At 72.5% G+C, this 21,704-nt stretch carries 18 protein-coding genes, 1 other RNA gene and 1 pseudogene; 11 read left to right on the plus strand and 9 right to left on the minus strand.

The annotated features are described in order from the left end of the window. Both ABZ635_RS09670 and ABZ635_RS09675 read left to right on the plus strand, forming a co-directional pair. Window positions 1–843, plus strand: a pseudogene (locus ABZ635_RS09670) (hypothetical protein); the annotation flags it as partial. Between the two features lie 314 nt (window positions 844–1,157). Then, a complete protein-coding gene (locus tag ABZ635_RS09675) occupies window positions 1,158–3,524 on the plus strand; it encodes a bifunctional SulP family inorganic anion transporter/carbonic anhydrase (RefSeq protein WP_357761582.1) in 2,367 nt (788 codons plus the stop codon). On the opposite strand, the gene ABZ635_RS09680 is transcribed toward ABZ635_RS09675, so the two are convergent. Next, window positions 3,473–3,622: a hypothetical protein gene (locus ABZ635_RS09680; protein WP_357761585.1), complete on the minus strand. Its 150-nt coding sequence runs from the start codon at window positions 3,620–3,622 to the stop codon at window positions 3,473–3,475. The two genes, ABZ635_RS09675 and ABZ635_RS09680, sit on opposite strands and share 52 nt — an antisense overlap. Before the next feature lie 308 nt (window positions 3,623–3,930). Between ABZ635_RS09680 and ABZ635_RS09685 the strand changes: the two genes are divergently transcribed. Continuing rightward, window positions 3,931–4,899: a peptidoglycan-binding protein gene (locus ABZ635_RS09685; RefSeq protein ID WP_357761588.1), complete on the plus strand. Its 969-nt coding sequence runs from the start codon at window positions 3,931–3,933 to the stop codon at window positions 4,897–4,899. Window positions 4,900–5,012: 113 nt separating this feature from the next. Here ABZ635_RS09685 and rnpB read toward each other — a convergent pair. The 4 genes from rnpB to ABZ635_RS09705 all read right to left on the minus strand — a co-directional run bounded on the left by rnpB (window position 5,013) and on the right by ABZ635_RS09705 (window position 7,779). Next, window positions 5,013–5,395: RNase P RNA component class A (gene rnpB, locus ABZ635_RS09690), an RNA gene on the minus strand. A gap of 16 nt (window positions 5,396–5,411) precedes the next feature. Then, window positions 5,412–6,071: a histidine phosphatase family protein gene (locus ABZ635_RS09695; protein WP_357761591.1), complete on the minus strand. Its 660-nt coding sequence runs from the start codon at window positions 6,069–6,071 to the stop codon at window positions 5,412–5,414. Further along, on the minus strand, window positions 6,068–6,829 hold the full coding sequence (locus ABZ635_RS09700) for a C4-type zinc ribbon domain-containing protein (RefSeq protein ID WP_357761594.1): 762 nt from the start codon (window positions 6,827–6,829) through the stop codon (window positions 6,068–6,070). The genes ABZ635_RS09695 and ABZ635_RS09700 overlap by 4 nt, the downstream gene beginning before the upstream one ends. A 77-nt stretch (window positions 6,830–6,906) precedes the next feature. After that, a complete protein-coding gene (locus tag ABZ635_RS09705; protein ID WP_357761597.1) occupies window positions 6,907–7,779 on the minus strand; it encodes a Nif3-like dinuclear metal center hexameric protein in 873 nt (290 codons plus the stop codon). A 108-nt stretch (window positions 7,780–7,887) separates the two neighbouring features. Here ABZ635_RS09705 and ABZ635_RS09710 point away from each other — a divergent pair, with 108 nt between their 5' ends. Further along, window positions 7,888–8,712: an alpha/beta hydrolase gene (locus ABZ635_RS09710; RefSeq protein WP_357761600.1), complete on the plus strand. Its 825-nt coding sequence runs from the start codon at window positions 7,888–7,890 to the stop codon at window positions 8,710–8,712. Window positions 8,713–8,758: 46 nt separating this feature from the next. Beyond that, window positions 8,759–9,625, plus strand: a complete 867-nt coding sequence (locus tag ABZ635_RS09715; RefSeq protein ID WP_357761603.1) for a deoxyribonuclease IV — start codon at window positions 8,759–8,761, stop codon at window positions 9,623–9,625. A gap of 113 nt (window positions 9,626–9,738) precedes the next feature. Here ABZ635_RS09715 and ABZ635_RS09720 read toward each other — a convergent pair whose 3' ends face one another. Together ABZ635_RS09720 and ABZ635_RS09725 are read right to left on the minus strand one after the other, a co-directional pair. Continuing rightward, window positions 9,739–11,034 carry an MFS transporter gene (locus ABZ635_RS09720; protein WP_357761606.1) on the minus strand — a complete coding sequence of 432 codons (1,296 nt, stop codon included), beginning with the start codon at window positions 11,032–11,034 and terminating at the stop codon, window positions 9,739–9,741. 499 nt (window positions 11,035–11,533) lie between these two features. Beyond that, window positions 11,534–12,226, minus strand: coding sequence for a helix-turn-helix domain-containing protein (locus ABZ635_RS09725; RefSeq protein ID WP_357761609.1), 693 nt, complete (start codon window positions 12,224–12,226; stop codon window positions 11,534–11,536). A 178-nt stretch (window positions 12,227–12,404) separates the two neighbouring features. Between ABZ635_RS09725 and ABZ635_RS09730 the strand changes: the two genes are divergently transcribed. The 4 genes from ABZ635_RS09730 to ABZ635_RS09745 all read left to right on the plus strand — a co-directional run bounded on the left by ABZ635_RS09730 (window position 12,405) and on the right by ABZ635_RS09745 (window position 16,443). Further along, on the plus strand, window positions 12,405–12,752 hold the full coding sequence (locus tag ABZ635_RS09730) for a hypothetical protein (RefSeq protein ID WP_357761612.1): 348 nt from the start codon (window positions 12,405–12,407) through the stop codon (window positions 12,750–12,752). Between the two features lie 149 nt (window positions 12,753–12,901). Continuing rightward, window positions 12,902–13,426 (plus strand): SRPBCC family protein, encoded by a 525-nt coding sequence (locus ABZ635_RS09735; protein ID WP_357761615.1) that lies wholly within the window; start codon window positions 12,902–12,904, stop codon window positions 13,424–13,426. 247 nt (window positions 13,427–13,673) lie between these two features. Beyond that, window positions 13,674–16,097, plus strand: a complete 2,424-nt coding sequence (locus ABZ635_RS09740; RefSeq protein ID WP_357761618.1) for a Tex family protein — start codon at window positions 13,674–13,676, stop codon at window positions 16,095–16,097. Window positions 16,098–16,140: 43 nt separating this feature from the next. After that, window positions 16,141–16,443 (plus strand): hypothetical protein, encoded by a 303-nt coding sequence (locus tag ABZ635_RS09745; RefSeq protein WP_357761621.1) that lies wholly within the window; start codon window positions 16,141–16,143, stop codon window positions 16,441–16,443. A 19-nt stretch (window positions 16,444–16,462) separates the two neighbouring features. Here the strand turns inward: ABZ635_RS09745 and ABZ635_RS09750 are convergent, their stop codons facing one another. After that, complete coding sequence (locus ABZ635_RS09750) at window positions 16,463–17,203, minus strand: GTP pyrophosphokinase family protein (protein WP_357761812.1); 741 nt, start codon at window positions 17,201–17,203, stop codon at window positions 16,463–16,465. Between the two features lie 80 nt (window positions 17,204–17,283). After that, entirely contained in the window at window positions 17,284–18,798 is a 1,515-nt protein-coding gene (locus ABZ635_RS09755; protein ID WP_357761624.1) for a carboxylesterase family protein, read from the minus strand. Window positions 18,799–19,073: 275 nt separating this feature from the next. Here ABZ635_RS09755 and ABZ635_RS09760 point away from each other — a divergent pair, with 275 nt between their 5' ends. Together ABZ635_RS09760 and ABZ635_RS09765 are read left to right on the plus strand one after the other, a co-directional pair. Continuing rightward, window positions 19,074–20,489, plus strand: coding sequence for a phospholipid scramblase-related protein (locus ABZ635_RS09760; RefSeq protein ID WP_357761627.1), 1,416 nt, complete (start codon window positions 19,074–19,076; stop codon window positions 20,487–20,489). Window positions 20,490–20,656: 167 nt separating this feature from the next. Further along, window positions 20,657–21,616, plus strand: a complete 960-nt coding sequence (locus tag ABZ635_RS09765) for a zinc-binding dehydrogenase (RefSeq protein ID WP_357761630.1) — start codon at window positions 20,657–20,659, stop codon at window positions 21,614–21,616. Window positions 21,617–21,704: the final 88 nt, after the last annotated feature.

Consider the following 21,704-nt stretch of genomic DNA (forward strand, 5'->3'; position numbering starts at 1 on the left):
GAATACGACACGGGCACCCACCAGCGCAACCCCTACGACACCGGAGCCCACACCCGCGACTACCAGTCCGGACTCCCCACCCCCAACGGACCCGGCGCACCCGAGTACGACACCGGAACCCACCGCCGCCCCTCCTACGACACCGACTCCTTCACCCGCTCCGAATACGACACGGGCACCCACCAGCGCAACCCCTACGACACCGGAGCCCACACCCGCGACTACCAGTCCGGACTCCCCACCCCCAACGGACCCGGCGGCCAACCCGGCCACGGCGCACCCGGCGGGTCCGGCGCCAACCCGCCGCTGTGGGGCGGCCAGGACGACACGGCCGGGTACGGCCAGCCGGGTCAGTCCACGCTCCCGGACGGGGGACGCCACGCCGGTCAACCCTCCCCCTTCGGTCAGGGACCGGCGGTCCCTCCGGTTCCCGGCGGACCGGTCGGCGGACAGGGTTCGGGGCAGCCCGGTTTCCCCGGGGCCCCCGGCGGCCCCGGCTACCCCACCGGCGCCTACCCCGCGGACCAGCTGCGCGGGGATCTCCCCACCGCGTTCCCGGGCCACACCACGCCGGGAGACCCCTACGGACAGCGGCCCCGTCCGGGCGGCTACGGCGCCCCGGGAGACCCGCTCCAGGGAGGTTTCTCCCCTCAGCGACCCGATCCGGACTACGGATACCCGCCGGTGGATGGTTGGCAGCCGCAACCCCCCGAGGTCGGCGACGGCCGGGGCGGCCCCGGTCAGCAGCCGGACCCCGGTCCCTACGGTCAGCCTCCCTACGGTCATCCCGCTCCCGGCCAGGAGCACTACGAAGGCGGCTACGAGGACGGCCGGTTCCGCTAGGGCGACGGCCTCGCAGGGAGCCGTCGGCACCCTGATCATCGCTTCACACCACCGAGGTGGCGGGCAACCCCGCCACCTCGGCTTTTTTCGTCCCGTTGGTCACCACCGGCATGTGAAGTCCGGAAAACGGCCACCAAGAGCACAACAATCCGTAACACAGAGTCATCTTCATTGACTACAGTTAGTTATCGGCGGAGCACCCTTCGCGGTCCCGCCATCGTCACGCGTGCAGCCACGTACCCCCCGTTTCGGACACTGCCGTTCCCGTGCGCCCGCGCACACGCCTTGCCTGGTCCAACCCGAACGGAGTAACCATGCGCAACGACGCCCAGGGAGCACCACCGGGCCCGCCGGAGACCACCTCCGAACGGCCCGGGACCCACACGGATCGCAAGGGGGTCGCCGCCGACGTCGGCGCCTCCCTCGTGGTCTTCCTGGTCGCCGTCCCCCTGTCCCTGGGGATCGCCGTAGCATCCGGCGCCCCACTGATCGCCGGGATCATCGCCGCCGTCGTCGGCGGCATCGTCGCCGGGCTCGTCGGCGGATCGGTGGTGCAGGTCAGCGGCCCCGCGGCCGGCCTCACCATCATCGTCGCCGACCTGATCATGACCTACGGGTGGCGGGTCACCTGCCTGATCACCCTGCTGGCCGGACTGGTCCAGCTCGCCCTGGGGGCGTTCCGCATCGCGCGGGCCGCCCTCGCCGTGTCGCCCGCCGTCGTGCACGGCATGCTCGCGGGGGTCGGTGTCACCATCGCCCTGGCCCAGCTGCACGTGGTCCTGGGCGGCGCCCCGCAGAGCTCGGCCCTGGCCAACATCACCGACCTGCCCGACCAGATCGCGCACAACCACACCGCCGCCGTCGCGGTCGGCGTCATCACCATCGCGATCATGTTCGGCTGGAACCGGCTGCCCGCCGTCGGCAGGGTCCGGCCCGGGATGATCCCGGCCGCCCTGGTCGCGGTGGGCACCGCGACCGTCATCGCCACCCTGGGCCGCTGGGAGGTCGAGACCGTGGCCCTGCCCGCGTCCCTGGCCGACGCCTGGAACGGGCCCATGCTGCCCGAGCCCGGCCAGTGGCACGGGGTCGCCCTCGCAGTGGCTGCGGTGGCCATGGTCGCCAGCGTGGAGTCGTTGCTGGCCGCCATCGCCGTGGACCGGCTGCACAGCGGCCGCCGCGTGCAGCTCAACCGCGAGCTCTGCGGCCAGGGCGCCGCCAACACCGTCAGCGGAGCGCTCGGCGGCCTGCCCGTCGCCGGGGTCATCGTGCGCAGCACCGCCAACGTGCGGGCCGGGGCCCGCTCCCCGCTCTCCACGATCCTGCACGGTGTGTGGATTCTGCTGTTCGTCGCGTTCTTCGCGCACGTGGTCGAACTGATCCCGATGCCCGCCCTGGCGGCGCTGCTCGTCTTCATCGGCGTGCAGATGGTGTCCCTGGCCCACCTGCGCGACCTGCGCAAGCACCACGAGGCCAGCGTCTACCTCGTGACCCTGTCCGGCGTGGTGTTCATCGGGCTGCTGGAGGGGGTCTTCATCGGCTTCGCGCTGGCGATGATCGTCGCCCTGCGCCGCCTGACCAAGCTCACCGTGGTCACCGAGGAACGCGCCGGTCGGGTGCACGTGGCCGTCCACGGATCGCTCACCTTCCTCGGGGTGCCGCGCCTGGCACACGTCCTGCGGACCATCCCCGCGGGGTCCAGCGTCGACCTCGACCTGCACGTGGACTTCATGGACCACGCCGCCTTCGAGGCCATCCACGCCTGGCGGGTGGACCACGAGCGCACCGGCGGGAGCGTCGACATCGACGAGGTACACGAGAACTGGTACGAACGCAGCTCCACCCGGTCGGCCCCGGCGGCCAAGACCATCCCCAAGGGGCGTTGGTGGGCCCCGTGGGACATGCGCCGGGAGCCGTCCGGCGCCGACCAGGCGGTGCACCCGCTGGGACTGCTTACCGCGGGAGCGCGCGAGTACCACGCCAGTACCGCGGACCAGATGCGTTCGGTGATGAGCCGCCTCTCCCACCGACACCATCCGACCGCCCTGTTCGTCACGTGCGCCGACTCACGCGTGGTGCCGAACCTGATCACCGCGAGCGGCCCGGGCGACCTGTTCACCCTGCGCAACCTCGGCAACCTGGTGCCCCCGCACGACAGCGCCGACGGGTCCGCCGGAGCCGCCGTGGAGTACGCCGTCAACGTTCTGCGGGTGCCCTCGATCGTGGTCTGCGGGCACTCCCACTGCGGGGCCATGCGCGCGCTCACCGAGGGGGCGCACCAGGGCCCGGCGGAGGAGGAGAGCACACACATCCGCCGCTGGCTGGCCAACGGTTCCGCGAGCCTGCGCCGGACCGGCGCCGACCACGGCGAGCTGGCGGGGCTTCCCTCCTCCGAGGCCCTGAGGCGCCTGGCCCAGGCCAACGTGGTGGAGCAGCTCGGCAACCTCATGGGGTACCCGGTCGTCCGCGAACGGGTGGAGTCGGGCGAGCTCACCCTGTCCGGGATGTACTACGACCTGGAGACCGCCAAGGTGCACCTGCTGGACGCCGAGACCGGGGAGTTCTCCCCGGTGCGGGACCTCCAGGACGTGCCCGAGCCGGTGCCGCACCCGCGTGCGGGCGCGGCGGCCGGTCAGTCGTTGGACGGGTCGTCGTCGGGTGCGTCGTCCCGTCCGTCCTGCTGAACACCTGAGGCCTGGTAGGTGGCGAGCAGGATGATCGCCACGATCGCCAGGATCGGCAGGCCGAAGAGGACCACCCAGAAGGCGGTGGAGTCGAACAAGAGTCACCCATTCCCGTGAACGCGGATGCCTTCGGGCCGTCCACCCCGGTCGGCCCGAGGGCGTTCGCGCTCCGGGATTTCCGGGGTACGGAGCGCAAGGGTCAATCTACCGCTCCACAAGGCGATCCGGCTATCACCGTGACGATTCGGGACCCTGTCCCCGTGGTGTCGGGCACCTGGGCCGGCCGTCCCGAAAGTGCCGCGATCCCCCCTGTACGAATCCGGTTGGGCACCTTACTCTCCAGGGGACCGAAGGAAACCAACCAAACTACCCCGCTCCTTCGGCATGTTCCTTCACAGGAGACCAGATGTGCGAGTCCTGCACGGAGCCCCTCGCTGACCCCCGCGCCGGTGAACCCTCCCCCTCCCCCTGGTCGCGCCGCATGCTGTTCGGCGCCGGACTGGGAGCCGCCGTGGCCCTGACCGGCGTGGGCGGCACCGCCCACGCCGCCTCGGCGATGAACGCCTCATGGTGCAACCCGGCACTGGGCTACTTCCCCAACGGCGGGCACTACGGTGCTCCCCGGGGCGGCAGTACCCACGCGGGCCAGGACGTCACCAACAGCACCGGCACCGCCGTGTACGCGGCGGCCGCCGGAACCGTGGTCGGCCGCTCCTGGGGCGGCGGCCTCACCGGCCGGACCGGCGAGGCCATCGTCATCTCCCACGGCGGCAACGTGTACACGTACTACGGCCACCTCAGCGTCTACCGGGTGGCGCTCAACGCCCGGGTCGGCGCGGGCCAGCGCATCGCCGACATGGGCGCCACCGGGAACGTCACCGGCCCCCACCTGCACTTCGAGACCCACACCGGACGTCTGGGAGGCATCACCAACCCCGTGCCCTTCATGCGCAACCGGGGCGTGGACCTGGGCGGAGGGTGGTCGAGCATCGACCCCGAGGCCCGGGGCGTGACGGTCACCGCCATCCAGCACCTCATGACCCAGCGCGGCACGTCCCTGGTGGCCGACGGCTACTACGGGCCCACGTCGGTCAACGCGGTCAAGGGCTTCCAGCGGAGCAAGGGGCTGGTCGCCGACGGCCAGGTCGGCCCCAAGACCTGGCCCCACCTGGTGTACGAGCTCAAGCAGGGAGTGCGCGACGGTTCCCACGTGCGCGGGCTCCAGGTCGCGATGAACAAGCGCAGCGCAGGTCTGGCGGTCGACGGGAACTTCGGCCCGGTCATGAACACCGCCGTGCGCGAGTTCCAGCGCGTCAACCGCCTGGTGGTCGACGGGGAGGCCGGGGCCATCACCTGGCGTGCCCTGGTCGGCTGAGCGAGCCGCTCGGCCCCGGCCCGGACCCGGGGCCGAGCCCGCAGGCGCGCCGCGCCGCAACCGGTGGCCGCCGAGGAACGCCCGTGAGGCGGGACCGCCGACAAGTGAAGAGGAGGGGGAGTCGGCCGGTAAGCCGGATTCTGTCGGTCCTGGGACCGGACGGTCATCCATCTGGGGCCGCCGTTGCCGACGACCTCGGTGCGGTCTACCCGCGAACTCGGGCGGGCCGCCCTCGAACATCCGCGCGGGAACCCGAGGGTTCCCTTTTTGACCTTGCTCCGGGTGGGGTTTACCTAGCCGACCGGATCACTCCGGCCGCTGGTGGTCTCTTACACCACCGTTTCACCCTGACCACCGCGAGCGGTGGCGGTCTGTTTTCTGTGGCACTGTCCCGCGGGTCGCCCCGGGTCGGTGTTACCGACCACCCTGCCCTGTGGAGTCCGGACTTTCCTCGAACCCGCGCCGGGCGCGGGTCCGCGACCGTCTGGCCGACTCCCCCTCGTGCGCCCAGTCTAGCGGTCCCGCGCGGGTCCGGCGGACCCGCGCAGGTGCGCGGTGTCGTTGAGCGAACGCACCACCCGGGGCCCGTCCGCGTAACAGTCGACCTCGGTCAGGCACGCCGTGTCCAGGTGCATCCGGTACAGCGCGCCGATCGGCGCGAGCAGCGCCCGCTGAACGGTGACCTTGATCGGTGTCACGTGGCTCACCACCAGAACCCGGCGCCCCCGGTGGCGCTCCAGCAGGGCGTCGGTGGCCTCACCCACCCGGCGGGCCACCTCCGCGAAGCTCTCGCCGCCCGGCGGGCCGGCCTCCGGGTCCGCCAACCACCGGTCGATCCCCTCGGGGTCGCGCTCGCGCGCCTCGGCGAAGGTCAGCCCCTCCCAGGCGCCGAAGTCGGTCTCCACGAACCCGGCGTCCTCCTCCACCGTGAGGCCGAGCAGGTCCGCCGTGTACCCGGCGGTCTGCCGGGTGCGCAGCAGCGGAGAGGAGACCACCGCGTCGATCCCCCACCCCACCAGACGCCGCGCCGACGCCCGGGCCTGGGCGTGTCCCTCCTCGGTGAGGGGGACGTCGCCCCGACCCGCGAAGCGGCGCTCGACCGACAGCGGTGTCTGTCCGTGCCGGAGCAGCGCCAGGCGGGTCGGTTCGGTGTCCGGCGCGCCCCAGCTCATTCGGCCGCGGGCGCGTTGAGCCCCGACTCCTCGGTGCGCACCAGGATGCGGCGGCAGTCCTCGCAGCGGACGACCTCGTCGGCGGCGGTGGCCCGGATCTCGTTGAGCTCCACGGTGCTGAGCGCCAGCTTGCAGCCGTTACAGCGGCCGTACCGCAGCGGGGCGGCCGCGACGCCGTCGTACTGGGAACGCAGCTTGTCGTACAGGGCGAGGAGGTCGGCGGGGATGTCCGCGCTGACCCGCTCGCGGTCCTGGGTGACACGGGCGCGGTCCCACTGGATCTCGGCGGCCGCGGTGTCCCGGCGCGCGGTGACCTCGGTGAACCGGGCGACGGCTTCCTCCCGCTCACCGGTCAGGCGCGAGACGTCGGCGTTGACCGTCTCGGCCTCCTCCATGACCTCAAGGACGACCTCCTCCAGCTCGGCCTGACGGCGGCCCAGCGACACGATCTCCGACTGGAGGTTCTGGAGTTCCTTGGCGTTGGTGATCCGCCCCGACTCCAGGCGCTGGGTGTCCCGCTCGGCGCGGGAGCGCACCTGGTCCACGTCGCCCTCGGCCTTGCGCTGGTGGCGGGCGATGTCGGAGGCGCGGGTCTGTGCGGTGATCAGCTCGGCGTCGATCGCGTCGACGCGCTCCTTGAGCCGGGCCGCCTCGGCGATCTCCGTCAGGCCGCGCAGACGGTGGTCCAGCCGCTGGAGCTGGGTGTCGAGCTCCTGGAGGTCGAGGAGTCTGGCCTGAGCGGCGGGTTCGGCTTTCACGTGGGGTCTCCTGGGAATCGCGGTTGGGAGGCCGTGGCGGCCGCCCGCGCCCTGTGCAGTTGTGGTGGTCGGGGGTGTCACACGTGTGAGAAGGTCCGTGACCAGGCATCCGTCACGGTGGTGGACACTCGGGTCTCCACGTTAGCCCCATCGGGGCCGCCCGCGCGCCGGAGCGCGTCGGTCAGGTGGGCGGCGCCGTCCGCCAGCCACGGCCACTCGCTGGCGAAGTGGGCGGTGTCCACGAGCGCGGGCCCGCCGGGTTCGCCGACGAACTCCGAGGCCGGGTGGTGGCGCAGGTCGGAAGTGACGTAGACGTCGACTCCGGCGGACCGGGCCGCGCCGAGCAGGGAGTCGCCCGCCCCGCCGGAGACGGCGACGCTGGTGACCAGCCGGTCGAGGTCTCCGGCCACCCGGATTCCCCCCGCGGTGGCGGGCAGCCCCCGGGCCACCCGGGCGGCGAAGTCGCGCAGGACCATCGGCTCGTCCAGTTCACCGACGCGGCCGATACCGCGCCGCCCCTCGGGGTCGGTGGTGTCGGGGTCCAGCGGCCGCAGCGGTCCGTCGAGGCCGACCGCGCGGGCCAGGGCGTCGGACACCCCCGGTGCGGCGGTGTCGGCGTTGGTGTGCGCCGTGTACAGGGCCACCCCGGAGCGGATGAGGCGGTGCGCGATCCGGCCCTTGGGGGTGTGGGCGGCCACGCTGGTGACGCCGCGCAGCATGAGCGGGTGGTGGGTGACGATGAGGTCGGCGCCCCAGGTGAGGGCCTCGTCGACCACGGCGTCGACGGGGTCGACCGCGAACAGGACCCGCTCCACCGGCTGCGCGGGGTCTCCGCAGACCAGCCCGACGGCGTCCCAGGAGGCGGCCCACCGGGGCGGGTAGACCTCCTCGAAGGCGGCGGTGACGTCGGACAGGGTCAGTGGCTGTGTGGTCGAGGTGCTCACGGGCACGAGACTAACGCCACCGCCGCGCGAGCGCGCACCGGCCACCAGCCCTCCTTGTGGACGCGCCCGGGACCGCCTAACGTTCGGGGACACCGAGCGGAGCGGGGACACGTCATGCGCGACACCACGGTCGAACTCCACGGGCGCACGGTCGCCCTCACCGACATCGGTGATCCGGACGGCACTGCCGTCCTGTACGCGCACGGCGCTCCGGTGAGCCGGAGGAACCTGGGCGACCAGCACGCGGAGTTCGCCGCCGCCGGGCTCCGTGTGATCACCGCCGACCGCCCCGGCTACGGGGGCTCCTCCCCGGTCCCGGGCCGGACCCGCGCGGACTGGGCCGACGACACCGCGGCGCTCGCCGACGCTCTCGGCATCGACCGGTTCCTGGTGGCGGCGCACTCCTCCGGTGGACCGTACGGGGTGGCCGTGGCCGCCCTGCTGCCCGAAAGGGTGGGGGGCACGGTCGTCCTGGGCGGGGTCACCGACTTCGCGTGGGGGCCGAGCTGGGAGGGCTTCTCCGCGTCGGAGTGCGCCATGATGCGCCAACCCGACGAACGGGCCGCCCTGGAGTGGGGCGAGCGCCACCTCGCGGACGCGGACGGGATCGAGTGGCCCGACCCCGACCGCGAACTGATCTCCACGCGCGACCTCCCCCACCTCAGGGCGTCGTCGAAGGAGGCCTTCGCCCAGGGCGTGGGCGGCTACACCCAGGACACCTGGGTCCAGGGCCGCCCGTGGGACTTCGACCCCGCCGACGCCGGCGCTCCCTTCGTGGTGGTGCACGGGGACCTGGACACCGTGGTGCCGATCGCCCACTCTCGGCACACCGCCGAACTGGTCCCGGACGCCGAACTGCGCGTGCTGCCCGGGCACGGTCACGTCACCGTCCTGTGGGAGCTGCCCGCCCTGCTCACCGAGGTGCGCGACCGACTCTGAGCGCCTGCCGCGCTCACCCGGTGTCCGCCCGTAGAGTGGTGTCCCGATGAACGACACCGAACAGAAGCGACCCCGCTCCCCGATCGGCGCCCACGTGCCCGTGGCGGGCGGAATGGCCACCAAGGGCCTGGCGTACGCGGAACAGATCGGCGCGGAGACCGTCCAGGTCTTCGTCTCCAACCCGCGCGGCTGGGCGACCAACGCGGGCGATCCCGCGCAGGACGCGAAGATGCGCGAGCGCACGGACCTTCCCGTGTTCGTGCACTCCCCGTACCTGATCAACCCCGGGGCGCCCAAGGAGGAGACCGGCGAGAAGTCGATGGTCTCCCTGGAGCACGCCCTGCGCAGAGGCGCGCAGATCGGCGCTCTGGGCGTGGTGATGCACACCGGCTCGGCGGTCTCGGGCGGACGCGAGGCCGGGCTGGAGCGGGTGCGGGCCCGTCTGGTCCCTCTGCTGGAGCGGCTCGGTGACGACGTCCCGCCGGTGCTGTTGGAGCCGATGGCCGGTCAGGGACAGGTCCTGTGTGCCACCGTCGACGACCTCGTCACCTACCTCGACGCCCTGGACTGGCACTCGAACGTGGGCGTGTGCCTGGACACCGCGCACCTGTTCGCGGCCGGGCACGACATCTCGACGGTCGAGGGCATGCGCGAGACCCTGGACCGCTTCGGTGAGGTGGTCGGCGCCGACCGGCTCAGGCTGATCCACGGCAACGACTCCAAGGCGCCCTGCGGAAGCAGGAGGGACCTGCACGAGAACATCGGCGCGGGCCACATCGGTGCCGCGCCGTTCGCGGAGCTGTTCCGCCACCCGGTGACCGCCGGTGTCCCCATCACCGTGGAGACCCCCGGGCCGGAGGGACCGCACGCCGAGGACGTGGCGACGCTCAAGAGGCTGCGCGCCGAGGCCTGACCCCCGCCCCGCGGCCGCGGTCCCCGAGCATCGGTTCCGGGGCCGGGCCGTGGGGCGCGGCAACGCGGTCGCGGTGCGCGGGAACGCGGTCTGGCCCAGGGCGGCCCGAACGCTCACCCCGCCCCGGTCGGGAGCGCTTCGCTCTCGGCGGCGTCGGCCAGGGCGCGGTCGGTACGGCGCGCGGTCTCGGTGATGACCCGCCATGCGAGGACGGTGGTGACGATCGCGATCGCCCCGCCCACGAAGAAGGGCAGCACCAGGTCGATCCGGCCGAGCAGCCCGCCCGCGAGTGCTCCGATCGGTGTCGCGCCCCAACCGACCATGCGGGTGACCCCGGAGACCCGGCCGCGTACCGCGTCGGGGACCACGACCTGGTAGTACGGTCCCGCGGCGATGTTGGAGGCGACCATGCAGAACCCGGCCACCGTCAGGAACGCGAAGGCCGAGTAGGGGTCAGCGACCAGGGCCACGCTCGTGAGACCGACCGACATCACCAGGTAGCCGCCGAGCACCGTGGCCCGCCGCCCGATCCGGGTGATGATCGCGCCCGCCGCCAGGGCCCCGCAGATCCCGCCGATCGCCATCGACGCCGAGAAGACGCCGAAGAGGGCGGTGGAGACCCCGAGGCCGTTCTGCGCGTAGAGCACCAGCACGGCTCCGCTCATGTTCCCGCCGACCATCATGCCCGCGTTGCAGAGCATGTTGCCTCGTAGGACGCGGTCGGTGAAGACCTGGCGGAAGCCCTCGCCCGTGGAACGCCAGAACCCCTCGGAACCGGCCGGTTCCACCTCCGGGCCGTCCTCGGGCACCGGGCGCCGCCACACCAGCGGGACGGCGCACAGCAGCAGCACGCACAGGGCGTAGGACCCCGCGATGCCCGCGAGCGGAGCGGCGGCACCGGCGGCGAACAGGAACCCGGCCACCGGGCGGCCCAGACAGTCCTGGGCGACCAGACGAGCGCCCTCCACCCTGCTGTTGGCCCGGTCCAGGAGGCGTGCGGGGACCAACTGGACCACCGCGATCCGGCTGGCCGGGTCGGTCACCGTCTCGCAGCAGATGACCGCGAACATCGCGGCGTACAAGGCCCAGAGGGACAGGTGGCCGGTGACCAGTGTCAGGACGAGGCCGACCATGACCAGGGCGGCCAGGGAGTTCGACACCACCATGGCGCGCATCCGGTGTACCCGGTCGATGAGCACGCCGGACAGCGGGGCCAGGAGCAGCCAGGGCAGGAACCGCACGGCGGTCAGACCGGCGATCAGGAGCGGGTCCTGGGTGAGGGTGACGGCGATCAGCGGCAGCGCCACGGCGAGCATGCCGTCGGCGAGGTTGGTGAACGCCCCGGCGCCCCAGAAGCGGTGGAAGTCGGGGCCGAGGCGATCGCCTCGGGTGGCGGGTGCGGTGGACATGGCGCTCCTGAGGGGGGTGGCGTTCGGGTGGCGCCGAGGGTCAGTGGCGTGGAGTCGGTGGTGCGGACACGCGGATGGTGCTCACCGGATGTGTGAGGCCTGTGGGACCGGTGGGACCTTCGGTGGAACTGGTGAGGCCTGCGGGGTAAGCGGGGTAAGCGGGGCCTGTCAGGTCGGCGGGATCGGGTCGCTGAGGCCGGGGGGTGCGTGGGGCCTGCGAGGTACACGAGGCCGGTGGGCCTGGGGTGCTGGGCTGGTGGGGTGCGTGGGGCCTGCGGGGTGCACGGGGCAGGTAGGACTGGTGGGGCCTGCGGGGTGGTAGAGGTCCACGAAACGGGCACGACGACGGGGCAGACGGGGCCCGTGGTCACCGGGGCCGGGAGCGAAAGCCCCGTCAGCGGTGTGAGGCGACCCTGGAGCGGCCCCGGCCCCGGCCGCGTCCCCCCGGAAGACTGGGGGGACGGGATTCGCCGGTGGGGGCGGCTCGGGGAGCTTCCGGTCAGGCCTGGCCGGGCCGGTCGCCCGCAGGGCCGCCGCCCGGAGTCCCCTCCCCCGTGGCGGCGGGCGGATCGGCGAGGTGGGGGAACAGGTCGGTGTGCAGTTCCACCGCCTCGGTGTCGGGGTGGCTCGCGGCGGACCTCCCGTCGAACCGGCTGCTCCACGTCTGGATGAGGTCCTGGAGCTCCTTGGCGAACTCCTCGGTCTCCTCCGGGGTCATCCGCAGGTGGGCCAGGGAGTCCTGCATGGCTTCCTTCCAGCGGAGCACCTGGGGGTCGTCGGGCCTGGTCCGCACCCGGTTCCGCCACCGTTCGAGCCGCTCCCGGCGCCCGTCGTAGTAGCGGTCCAGGACGATCTCCGCGGCCTCCCGGGTGGCGGGGTTGGCCAGGTGCCCGACCCCGCTCATGTGCCATCCGCCCCGGCGGGGCCGCCACCAGCGGTCACGGCGCCCGGTGTGCTCGGGGTCGATCTCGACGAACCCGAAGCGGGCGAGTTGGCGCAGGTGGTAGCTGGTGGAGCCGCTGCTCTCCCCCAACAGTCCCGCCAGGATGGTCGCGGTGGCGGCTCCCTGGGCGGTGAGCTCGTCCAGGATGCGGGCGCGCAGGGGGTGGGCCAGTCCACGCAGTGCGTCCGCGCCGACCTCCATGGACGTGGGGGCCGTGTACGCCCCGTCGGCGTTCTCCTCGTCGTTCATGCTCGAACCCTATCCCAAAGATTTCTTTGCAAAAAGACCTTTGCAGAACTTCCTTTGGAGAAATTTCGGCGGGTCGCGGACATCCGGGGGCACGCCGCCCTCCGGAAAGCCGAAGCGATGGGAGACAATGGGCGGGGGCTCGTGACTGGACCCGGGATTCGAGGAGGGTGTTCACCCCATGGAACCGTTCTTCATGGTCATCGGCGCGGCCATCGCCGCCGCCGGGTACCTGGCCGGGCGGCGCACCGCCCGTCGCGAGGCCCAGCGCGAACTCCAGCGCCACCACGGCACCCCGCAGATCCCCGACCGGAGCCCGCGCTCCCCCCAGCCGGTCTGCGGATGCGGCCACAACCTGGTCTTCCACGACCAGGAGACCAAGCGGTGCCAGACCCGGGTGGTCATCCCCGGCCGCTGGACCGGGCAGTCCGATTCCAGTTACCGCCAGTGCATGTGCCAGGGCTACCGGGGCCCGCTCCCCGTCGACGAGTACTACGCCCCCGACTACCTCGACGGCACCGGCCCCTGATCCCCGGTCGCACCGCGCTCCGGGAGCCCTCCGCGCGGGGGCGACCCCGAACCCGACCCCGTCGGCGCCACCGGGAGACGGCACGAACGCGCAGGTCACCGCTGTCCTTTCACGACAGTCCGCCTAACATGGGGCGAGGCGGCACGCGCGTGCCGCACCACGCACACCCGGAGCCCACCGCCATGAAGTACACCGTCTCGATCGAGGTCGCCCTCCCAAGGGAGAGGGTGGCGCGGCTACTGGCCGACCCGGCACACGTGGAGAAGTGGCTACGCGGCCTCGTCCTGCACGAGCCGGTCGACGGCGAACACGGGCAGGTCGGCACCACGTCCCGGGTCGTGTTCCAGACGGGGAACCAGCGGATGGAGTGCACCGAGACCGTCACGCGCCGGGAACCGGCGGACCTGCGCCACATCCCCGAGGGGGGCGTGGTCCGCTTCGACCGCGAGATCGTCGGCGCGGGCATGTGGAGCGTCGTGCGCGACCGGCTGACCGAGGCCGGGCCGGAGACGACGCTCTGGGCGAGCGAGAGCGAATACCGGTTCGACGGCCTGTTCATGCGGCTCGTGGGGTTCCTGGCACCAGGGGCCTTCCGTAAGCAGTCGCTCCGGCACATGCTGGACTTCAAGGCCTTCGCGGAGCGGGGAACGGACATCCGCGAGGCGCACGGCTGACCGACGCCCGGCGCGCCCTCCCGGGACCTGCGGCTGTCGACACGACAGCGGACCGAGTACGGCGGACCTCTCCCGCGAAAGGGACGAAATCGGACTCCTCCCCCTCCGCCCGAACACGCCCCCGGTCCGGACACGACCGGCGGTGCGGCAACCTGGGAGGGCGGACGGCGACGCGCCGGGATGACAACGACCCCGCGCACCGCGAGAATGTCCGCGCACCGAACAGCCAGAGAGTGGACGTTTACTCGTGACGACCCCTGTGACACCCACGATCGACCAGCGCATCGCCGAGGAGCTCGGCGTGGGCGCGCACCAGGTCAGTGCCGCCGTCGACATGCTCGACGCCGGGTCGACCGTGCCCTTCATCGCCCGGTACCGCAAGGAGGCCACCGGAGCGCTGGACGACGCCCAGCTGCGCGCCCTGGAGGAGCGCCTGCGCTACCTGCGTGAACTGGCCGAACGCCGGAGCGCGATCCTGGAGTCGATCCGTTCCCAGGGCAAGTTGGACGACGCGCTGGAGGCGCGGATCAACGAGGCCGACTCCAAGGCCCGTCTGGAGGACATCTACCTCCCCTTCAAGCCCAAGCGCCGCACCAAGGCGCAGACCGCCCGCGAGGCCGGTCTGGCGCCGCTGGCCGAAGGCCTGCTCGGCGACCCGGAACAGGACCCCCAGGAGGCCGCGGCCGCCTACGTGGACGCCGACAAGGGCGTGGCCGACGTCAAGGCCGCCCTGGACGGGGCCCGGGCGATCCTGGTGGAGACCTTCGCCGAGGACGCCGACCTCACCGGCACCCTGCGCGAACGCCTGTGGGCGAAGGGGCGCCTGGGTTCGTCGGTCCGCGAGGGCAAGGAGGAGGCCGGGGCCAAGTTCGCCGACTACTTCGACTTCTCCGAGCCCCTCACCGCGCTGCCCTCGCACCGCGTCCTGGCGATGTACCGGGGTGAGAAGGAGGAGGTCCTCACCCTCAACCTGGAGCCGGAGGAGGTCCCCGAGGCGAACGCGGACGGCGGTGTCCCGCGCAGCTCCTACGAGAACGCCATCGCCTCCCACTTCGGGATCGTCGACCGGGGCCGCCCCGCCGACCGCTGGCTCCAGGACACCGTGCGCTGGGCCTGGCGCACCCGTGTCCTGGTCCGCCTCGACATCGACGTGCGCATGCGCCTGTGGCAGCAGGCCGAGGACGACGGCGTCAACGTGTTCGCCGCCAACCTGCGCGACCTGCTGCTGGCCGCCCCCGCAGGAAGCCGTTCCACCCTGGGCCTGGACCCGGGTCTGCGCACCGGCGTGAAGGTCGCCGTCACCGACCCCACGGGCAAGGTGGTCGCCACCGACACGGTCTTCCCGCACGCCCCCCGCCGGGACTGGGACGGATCGATCGACCGGCTGGCCAAGCTGTGCTCCGCGCACGACGTGGAGCTGGTGGCGATCGGCAACGGCACCGCCTCGCGTGAGACGGACAAGCTCGCGGGCGACCTCATCAAGCTCCACCCCGAGCTGAAGCTGACCAAGGTGATGGTGTCGGAGGCGGGCGCCTCGGTGTACTCGGCCTCGGCCTACGCCTCCGAGGAACTGCCGGACCTGGACGTGTCCCTGCGCGGGGCCGCCTCGATCGCCCGGCGCCTCCAGGACCCGTTGGCCGAGCTGGTCAAGATCGACCCGAAGTCCATCGGCGTGGGCCAGTACCAGCACGACCTCGCCGAGGCGAAGCTGTCGCGCTCCCTGGACGCCGTCGTCGAGGACTGCGTGAACGGCGTGGGCGTGGACGTCAACACCGCGTCCGTGCCGCTGCTCACCCGGGTGTCGGGGGTGACCTCGACCCTGGCCCGCAACATCGTCTCGCACCGCGACGCCAACGGACCGTTCCGGACCCGTGAGGCACTGCGGTCCGTGCCCCGGCTGGGCCCCAAGGCGTTCGAGCAGTGCGCGGGCTTCCTGCGGGTACCGGGCGGCGACGACCCGCTGGACGCGTCGGCGGTGCACCCCGAGGCGTACCCGGTGGTGCGGCGCATCCTGGACCGCTCCGGCACCGACCTCGCGTCGTTGATCGGCGACAAGAAGGCACTGGCGGCCGTGCGCCCCCAGGACTTCGTGGACGAGAAGTTCGGGCTCCCGACCGTCACCGACATCCTCAGCGAACTGGAGAAGCCCGGCCGCGACCCGCGTCCCGCCTTCACCACCGCCACCTTCAAGGAGGGCGTGGAGAAGCTGGACGACCTGGAGCAGGGCATGATCCTGGAGGGCGTGGTCACCAACGTGGCCGCCTTCGGTGCGTTCGTGGACGTGGGCGTGCACCAGGACGGACTCGTGCACGTGTCGGCGCTGTCCCACAAGTTCGTGGAAGATCCGCGCGACGTCGTCAAGCCGGGTGACATCGTCAAGGTGAAGGTGCGCGAGGTCGACATCCCGCGCAAGCGCATCTCGCTCACCATGCGTCTGGACGACGAGGCGCCCGCGCCCGGCGGCCAGGGCGGCGGGCGCGGCGAGCGCGGCACCCGCTCGGGCGGCGGGAACGGCGGCGGCCAGGGCCGAGGCGGTTCCGGCGGACGCCAGGGCGGACGCGGCGGCGAGCAGCGCCGTGGCGGCGGTCGCGGCAACGGCGGACGGGACTCCGCTCCGGCGCCCTCGGGCGCCATGGCCGACGCGCTGCGCCGCGCCGGTCTGGGCACGTAGCCCGTAACCCGTCGCCCGCCGGACCACGGGTCCGACGGGGTCGGTGAGGTGTGACGAAGGGGTTCCCGACTGGTCGGGGACCCCTTCTCCCTGTGGGGCGACCGGCGCGGGCCGGATCACCCTGTGGCTCCTGGCGTTCTTCGTCCCCCTGGTCGCGGTCCTGTTGGGAGCGACCGTCGTCGACGAGGTGTGGGTGCCCGAGGAACGCGTCGAGCTCCGGGACGAGGTGGTGTACGCCTACGTCGTCCAGAACGGCAGCCAGTTCCTCACCGTGCTCACCGCCGACACCCGGGAGAAGCGCGTCCTGCTCTCCAGCGAGGTCGTCTCCCGCACGGAGGCGTCCTGACCTCGGGTTCCACCCGCCGTCAGTCGGAGCGTTCGGAGTTGACCCGGTCAGCCAGCGCCCGCAGCAGTTCGTCGGCCAACGGCAGCTTGCGCAGCTCCTCCGGGCCGGGCAGCGGCGCCCTGGAGCGGTCGCCCTGCTCCCGGACCTCCCCGTGCAGGCGCTCCATGGTCACGTCCAGCTGGTTGGCGGTCTCGGCCGCCTCACGGATCTCTTCCAGCAGCCGGTCCGGGACCGACTTGGCGTACTTGTAGTAGATCTTGTGTTCCAGGCTGGCCCAGAAGTCCATCGCGATCGTGCGGATCTGGATCTCCACCGGCACGTCCTCGGTACGGTCCGACATCCGCACCTGGGTCTCCACCAACAGGTGCAGACTCCGGTACCCGTTGGGCTTGGGCGAACGGATGTAGTCGCGCTCCTCCATCACCCGGATGTCCTCGTGCCCGGCCAGCATGTCCCGGATGGCGTAGGTGTCCGAGACGAAACTGCACGTCACCCGGATACCGGCGATGTCGAGGATGGACCCGCGGATCTCGTTGAGGTCGTAGGGCACCCCCCGCCGCCGCGCCTTCTCCATGATGCTGGCCGGGGTCTTGAGCCGTGAGCTCACGTGTTCGATCGGGTTGTGGTCGTGGGTGTAGCGGAACTCCTCGTTGAGGATGTTGACCTTGGCCATCACGGTGTCGATCGCGAACTTGTACGACAGGAGGAAGCGCGCGACGTCGTCGCGTGCGGCCAGCAGCGCCTCCGGAACGTCATCCACCACGCATCGACCCCCGTCGCACCAGTACGCGTCCCCGTGTCCGATGTTATCGACCACCGGGGCCCCCGGGGGCACGGGAACTACTTCGGGGCGAACGCCACCCCGGCCCACAGGTCCCTCAGCGGGGACCTCCCGTCGGTCACCAGGGAGTCCTCCAGGTCCCACACCCGGGCCGTGGTCGCACCCGGCCGGACCGGCTCCCAGCCGGGGTCCCCGACGGCCGCGAAACCGGTCCAGGCCGCCCTCATCCGCTCGGACAGGGCCAGGTACTCGGGGCCCGGGTCGCCCTCGCACAGGAACCGCGCCAGGTCGCAGTCCGTGTTCCCGAAGGCGAAGGGCAGCTCGAACGCGTGACAGGCGCCCAGGGCTCCGCCCAGGACCCGGCTGCGCGCCGCGAACCGGAAGAAGTGCGCGCTCGCGCCCGCCGCCGCGTGCGCCTCGGCGACACGGGTGGAGTACTCGCAGAACATGGCGTCGCCGCGGATCTCGTCGTAGAGACGGGTGAGGGAGGCCCCGGGGTGGGCCGCGCGGTAGACCTCCACCGCGTCCTCCCCCAGGCCGAGACGACTCGCGGCCACTGCCAGCGCCGCCTCACCGTCGATCTCCACCCGCTGCCCGAGGCCGGTGAAGAGCGTGAACTCGTCGGTGTTGTGTCCCACCAGCAGGTCCACGTCGGCGGCGGCGCCCCGGGCGATCGCCTCCAGGGGCGGTTCGGGCAGCTCGGGGCCGCCGACCACGGGCCCGTAACAGGTGAACGCCCTGGTCCGCACACCCTTGCTGGTCCTGCCGGTACCGGCCAGCACGGTGTCGGTGGCAGCCAGGAGCCTCTCGGGGGGAACCCCGGCCAGGGCGTCGGCCTCCAGGGGCACCCCGATGACCCCGGCGATCCCCTCGGCCAGCAACCGGGCGGTGCCCACGGTGAGCATGTCGCCGGGAACGCTGTGCGCGACGGCGCGACGGAACAGGCCGCGCGCCGCGGGCGAGGCCATCAGGCAGACCACGGAACCGGCGCCCGCGGACTCCCCCGCGACGGTGACGTTGCCCGGATCGCCGCCGAACGCGGCGATGTTGTCGCGGACCCAGCGCAGGGCGGCGATCTGGTCGAGCAGGCCACGGTTGTCGGGACGGCCCGGGACGTGGCCGAAGCCCTCGAAGCCCAGGCGGTAGTTGACGGTGACCACGACCGTCCCGGCCTCGGCGAGTCGGGTCCCGTCGTAGGTGGCCTCGGCCCCGGAGCCGACGATGTAGGCGCCGCCGTGAATCCACACCATGACCGGGGAGCCCGCGCCGTCGCCGCCGGTCGCCGGTCCCGGGGACCACACGTTGAGGACGAGGCAGTCCAGGGAGGTCTCGGAGTCCCAGGGTTCGGTACCGATGAACCGGGCGCTCTGGGGCGCGGGCGGTCCGGCCTCGACGCAGTCGCGGACACCGTTCCAGGCGGGCGGGGGCGCGGGGGCGGCGAAGCGGCGTTCGCCGAAGGGGGCCGCCGCGTACGGGATGCCCAGGTGGGCCGTGATCCGCCCGTCCTCGGACCGTGGGGACGGGGCGCCGCGCACCGGTCCGTTCCGGGTGTCGACGATGTACTGGGCGTTCACGGGTGCCTCCTGGGGGGATCGGTCGGGGCACCCCTACCTAACAACGTTAGGTAGGGCGGCGCAAGGCCGGACCGGGCCCGACCGCCGCGAGGGGCCCGGGGCCGGTGCCCACGGGAGCGTCCCCCACGCCGGGGAACCCGGAGGAGTGCGCCTCCGTCGAAACCAGACGATAGGTTTTCTGCTGGATTCTCCCGAATTCTCCCCGCTGCGCAACCAGCCGACTGGCACCCAACCGACCCGCCGCCCCAGGGCGACAGCGCCGGAAAGGCCCCCACATGCACGCACCCCTGTTCACCGCGCCCGTGTTGCTGGTCGAGCAACCCCGCCGCCTGTTCTCGGCCGAAGGACACTACGAGGTCCTCAGCGAGCACGGACAGCCGCTCGCGTACGTGAACGAGCACATGACCGCGTGGACGCACTCGCACCGGCGCAGCTCCCAACTGCCCCACCGGTTCACGATCTACGCGCCCGACGGGCACCCGCTCCTGAGCCTGGACAAGCCCTGGGACCGGGGCCGCCCCTACATCCACGTGAGCGGCCCGCACAACGAGCCCTACGGCAGCATCGTCCAGGACCGCTCCTTCATGGGATCGCGGTTCCGGCTCAACGACCCCCGGGGCCACACCGTCGCCGAGATCCGCGGCGACTGGAGCGGCTGGGACTTCACCGTCCTGGACCACGCCGGGATCGAGATCGCCCGGATCGGCAAGGAGCACCCCGGGCTGGGCGGCCAGTTCTTCACCACCGAGGACCGCTACGCGCTGGAGTTCGCCTACGACCTGCCCTGGCCGCTGCGCCGCCTGGTGATCGGCGCCGCGATCACCATCGACGTGCTGCTGCACGAGCGCGAGCCGGAGTTCTACCACTCCCACTACGCGGACTTTCGGCGCTACCCCGAGTACGGCTACGAACCGCGCCACCACTGGCACCACCCCCGGCGCGGGTACGTGGTCAGCCGGCGCCAGCGCCCGCCCCTGGTGGTGCACACCTTCCGGCCGGTACGCCGTCGGAGCACGGCCCCCCGTGACCGCGTGGGCGGTTCACGGGGCTCCTACCGCCCGCTCTCCAGCCGCTCCGAGGCACCCGCACCTCGGGCCACCCGCACGCCGCGCGTGGAGCGCCGGGGCGGAGGCGGGTTCGCCTCGCGTTCGGAGGCCCCCTCCAGCGGGTCGACCTCCCGCCGCGAACGCCAGGGGCGCTCCCAGAGCGGCGGCATCTCGCGGGCGGCCGGGTCCCGGCGCGACTCGTCGCAGAACCGGACGGCCCGACCCGCGCGGGACGGGACGACCGGGAGCCCGGGAGCCGCGTCCTCGGGTCTACCCATGGCGAGCGGACGTCCCCCGGCCAAGGGAGCGTCCACCTCACGCGGGGCCTCGGCGGCCCGGGGAACCTCCTCCCGGGGGAGCGCGTCGTCCTCGCGCGGCACCTCGTCCTCGCGCCGGTCCTCCTCCGGGGGCTTCTCGTCCCGGAGCGACTCCGGCCGGAACGGGTCCGGGAGCGCTTCGGGAGGCTTCCGCAGCTCCGGCGGCAGCGCTTCCGGTCGCTCCTCCAGCGGCCGTTCCAGCGCTTCCGGACGCTCTTCCAGTAGCCGTTCCAGCAGTTCGGGCCGCTCCTCCAGCAGCCGTTCGAGCGGTTCGGGCCGCTCGGGCGGTTCCCGGCGCTCCGGCGGCGGTTCCTCGCGTCGCAGGTAGGTCCTGCGCTTCCGTACACGGGCCCCTCGACCCCGGCGCACCGCCGCGGCGAGGGGCCCGTCCGCTTCGCGGCGCCACACGCCCGTGGGACAGCGGGTCCACCACACATACCATCTGGTCGGTATGATGTCCGCCCGACACCGCTCCACCACCGGGAAGGGCCCACCATGCGCGCCATCCAGATCACCGAGTTCGGCGGACCCGAGGTCCTCGTACCCACGGACCTGCCGGAACCGGAGCCCGGCCCCGGCCAGATCGTGGTCGACGTGGCCCTGAGCGGGGTGAACTTCGCCGACACCCACCAGGCGGAGAACAGCTACCTCTCCTCCTCGTCCCTGCCGCTGGTTCCCGGCAGCGAGGTCGCGGGGCGTACCCCGGACGGTCGCCGGGTCGTGGCCCTGCTCAACGGCGGCGGCGGGTACGCGCAGCGGGCGGCGGTCGACCCCAACCTGGCCTACGACATCCCCGACGACGTGACCGACGCGGCCGCGCTGTCCCTGGTCGTACAGGGCGCCTCGGCCTGGATGCTGCTGCGCAAGACGACCCGGGTCGAGCCCGGGGAGTCGGTCGTGGTGCACGCGGCGGGCGGCGGGGTCGGCACGTTGGCCGTGCAGCTCGCCAAGCGGTTCGGCGCGGGCCGGGTGATCGCCGTGGCCAGCACCGGTGACAAGCGCGACCTGGCCCTGGGGCTGGGCGCGGACGCCGTGGTGGACTCCGCCGCACCCGACATGACCGCCGCCCTCATCGAGGCCAACGAGGGCCGGCGGGTCGACGTCGTCCTCGACATGGTGGGCGGCCGGGTCACCGACGAGAGCGTGCGGGCGCTGGCCCCCTTCGGCCGCCTGGGCTTCTACGGCATGGCCTCGCGTGAGCTCCCCGCCCCCGTGAAGCTGCCCAACCTCATGCGCCACTCCACCATCGTCGGCGGCATGTGGCTCCCTCACGCGTTCCTACTGCCGGGCGACGTGGTGAGGCAGGCGATGAACGAACTGTTCGCGCTGGTCTCCGAGGGCGCGCTGCGGCCGGTGCTCGGGACCATCTACCCCCTGTCCGAGGCGCACCGCGCCCACGAGGATCTGCGCTCGCGCGGCACCGTGGGCAAACTGACCCTGGACCCTTCGGCGTAACCCGTACCGGACACGCCAGGAGCATCACCTTGACGATGTAGATTCACATTTGTCTGATTCCTCCGTTCCGGACCCTTTCGCCCGGAAC

Source organism: Nocardiopsis sp. NPDC007018 (assembly GCF_040635075.1).
Taxonomy (GTDB): Bacteria; Actinomycetota; Actinomycetes; order Streptosporangiales; family Streptosporangiaceae; genus Nocardiopsis.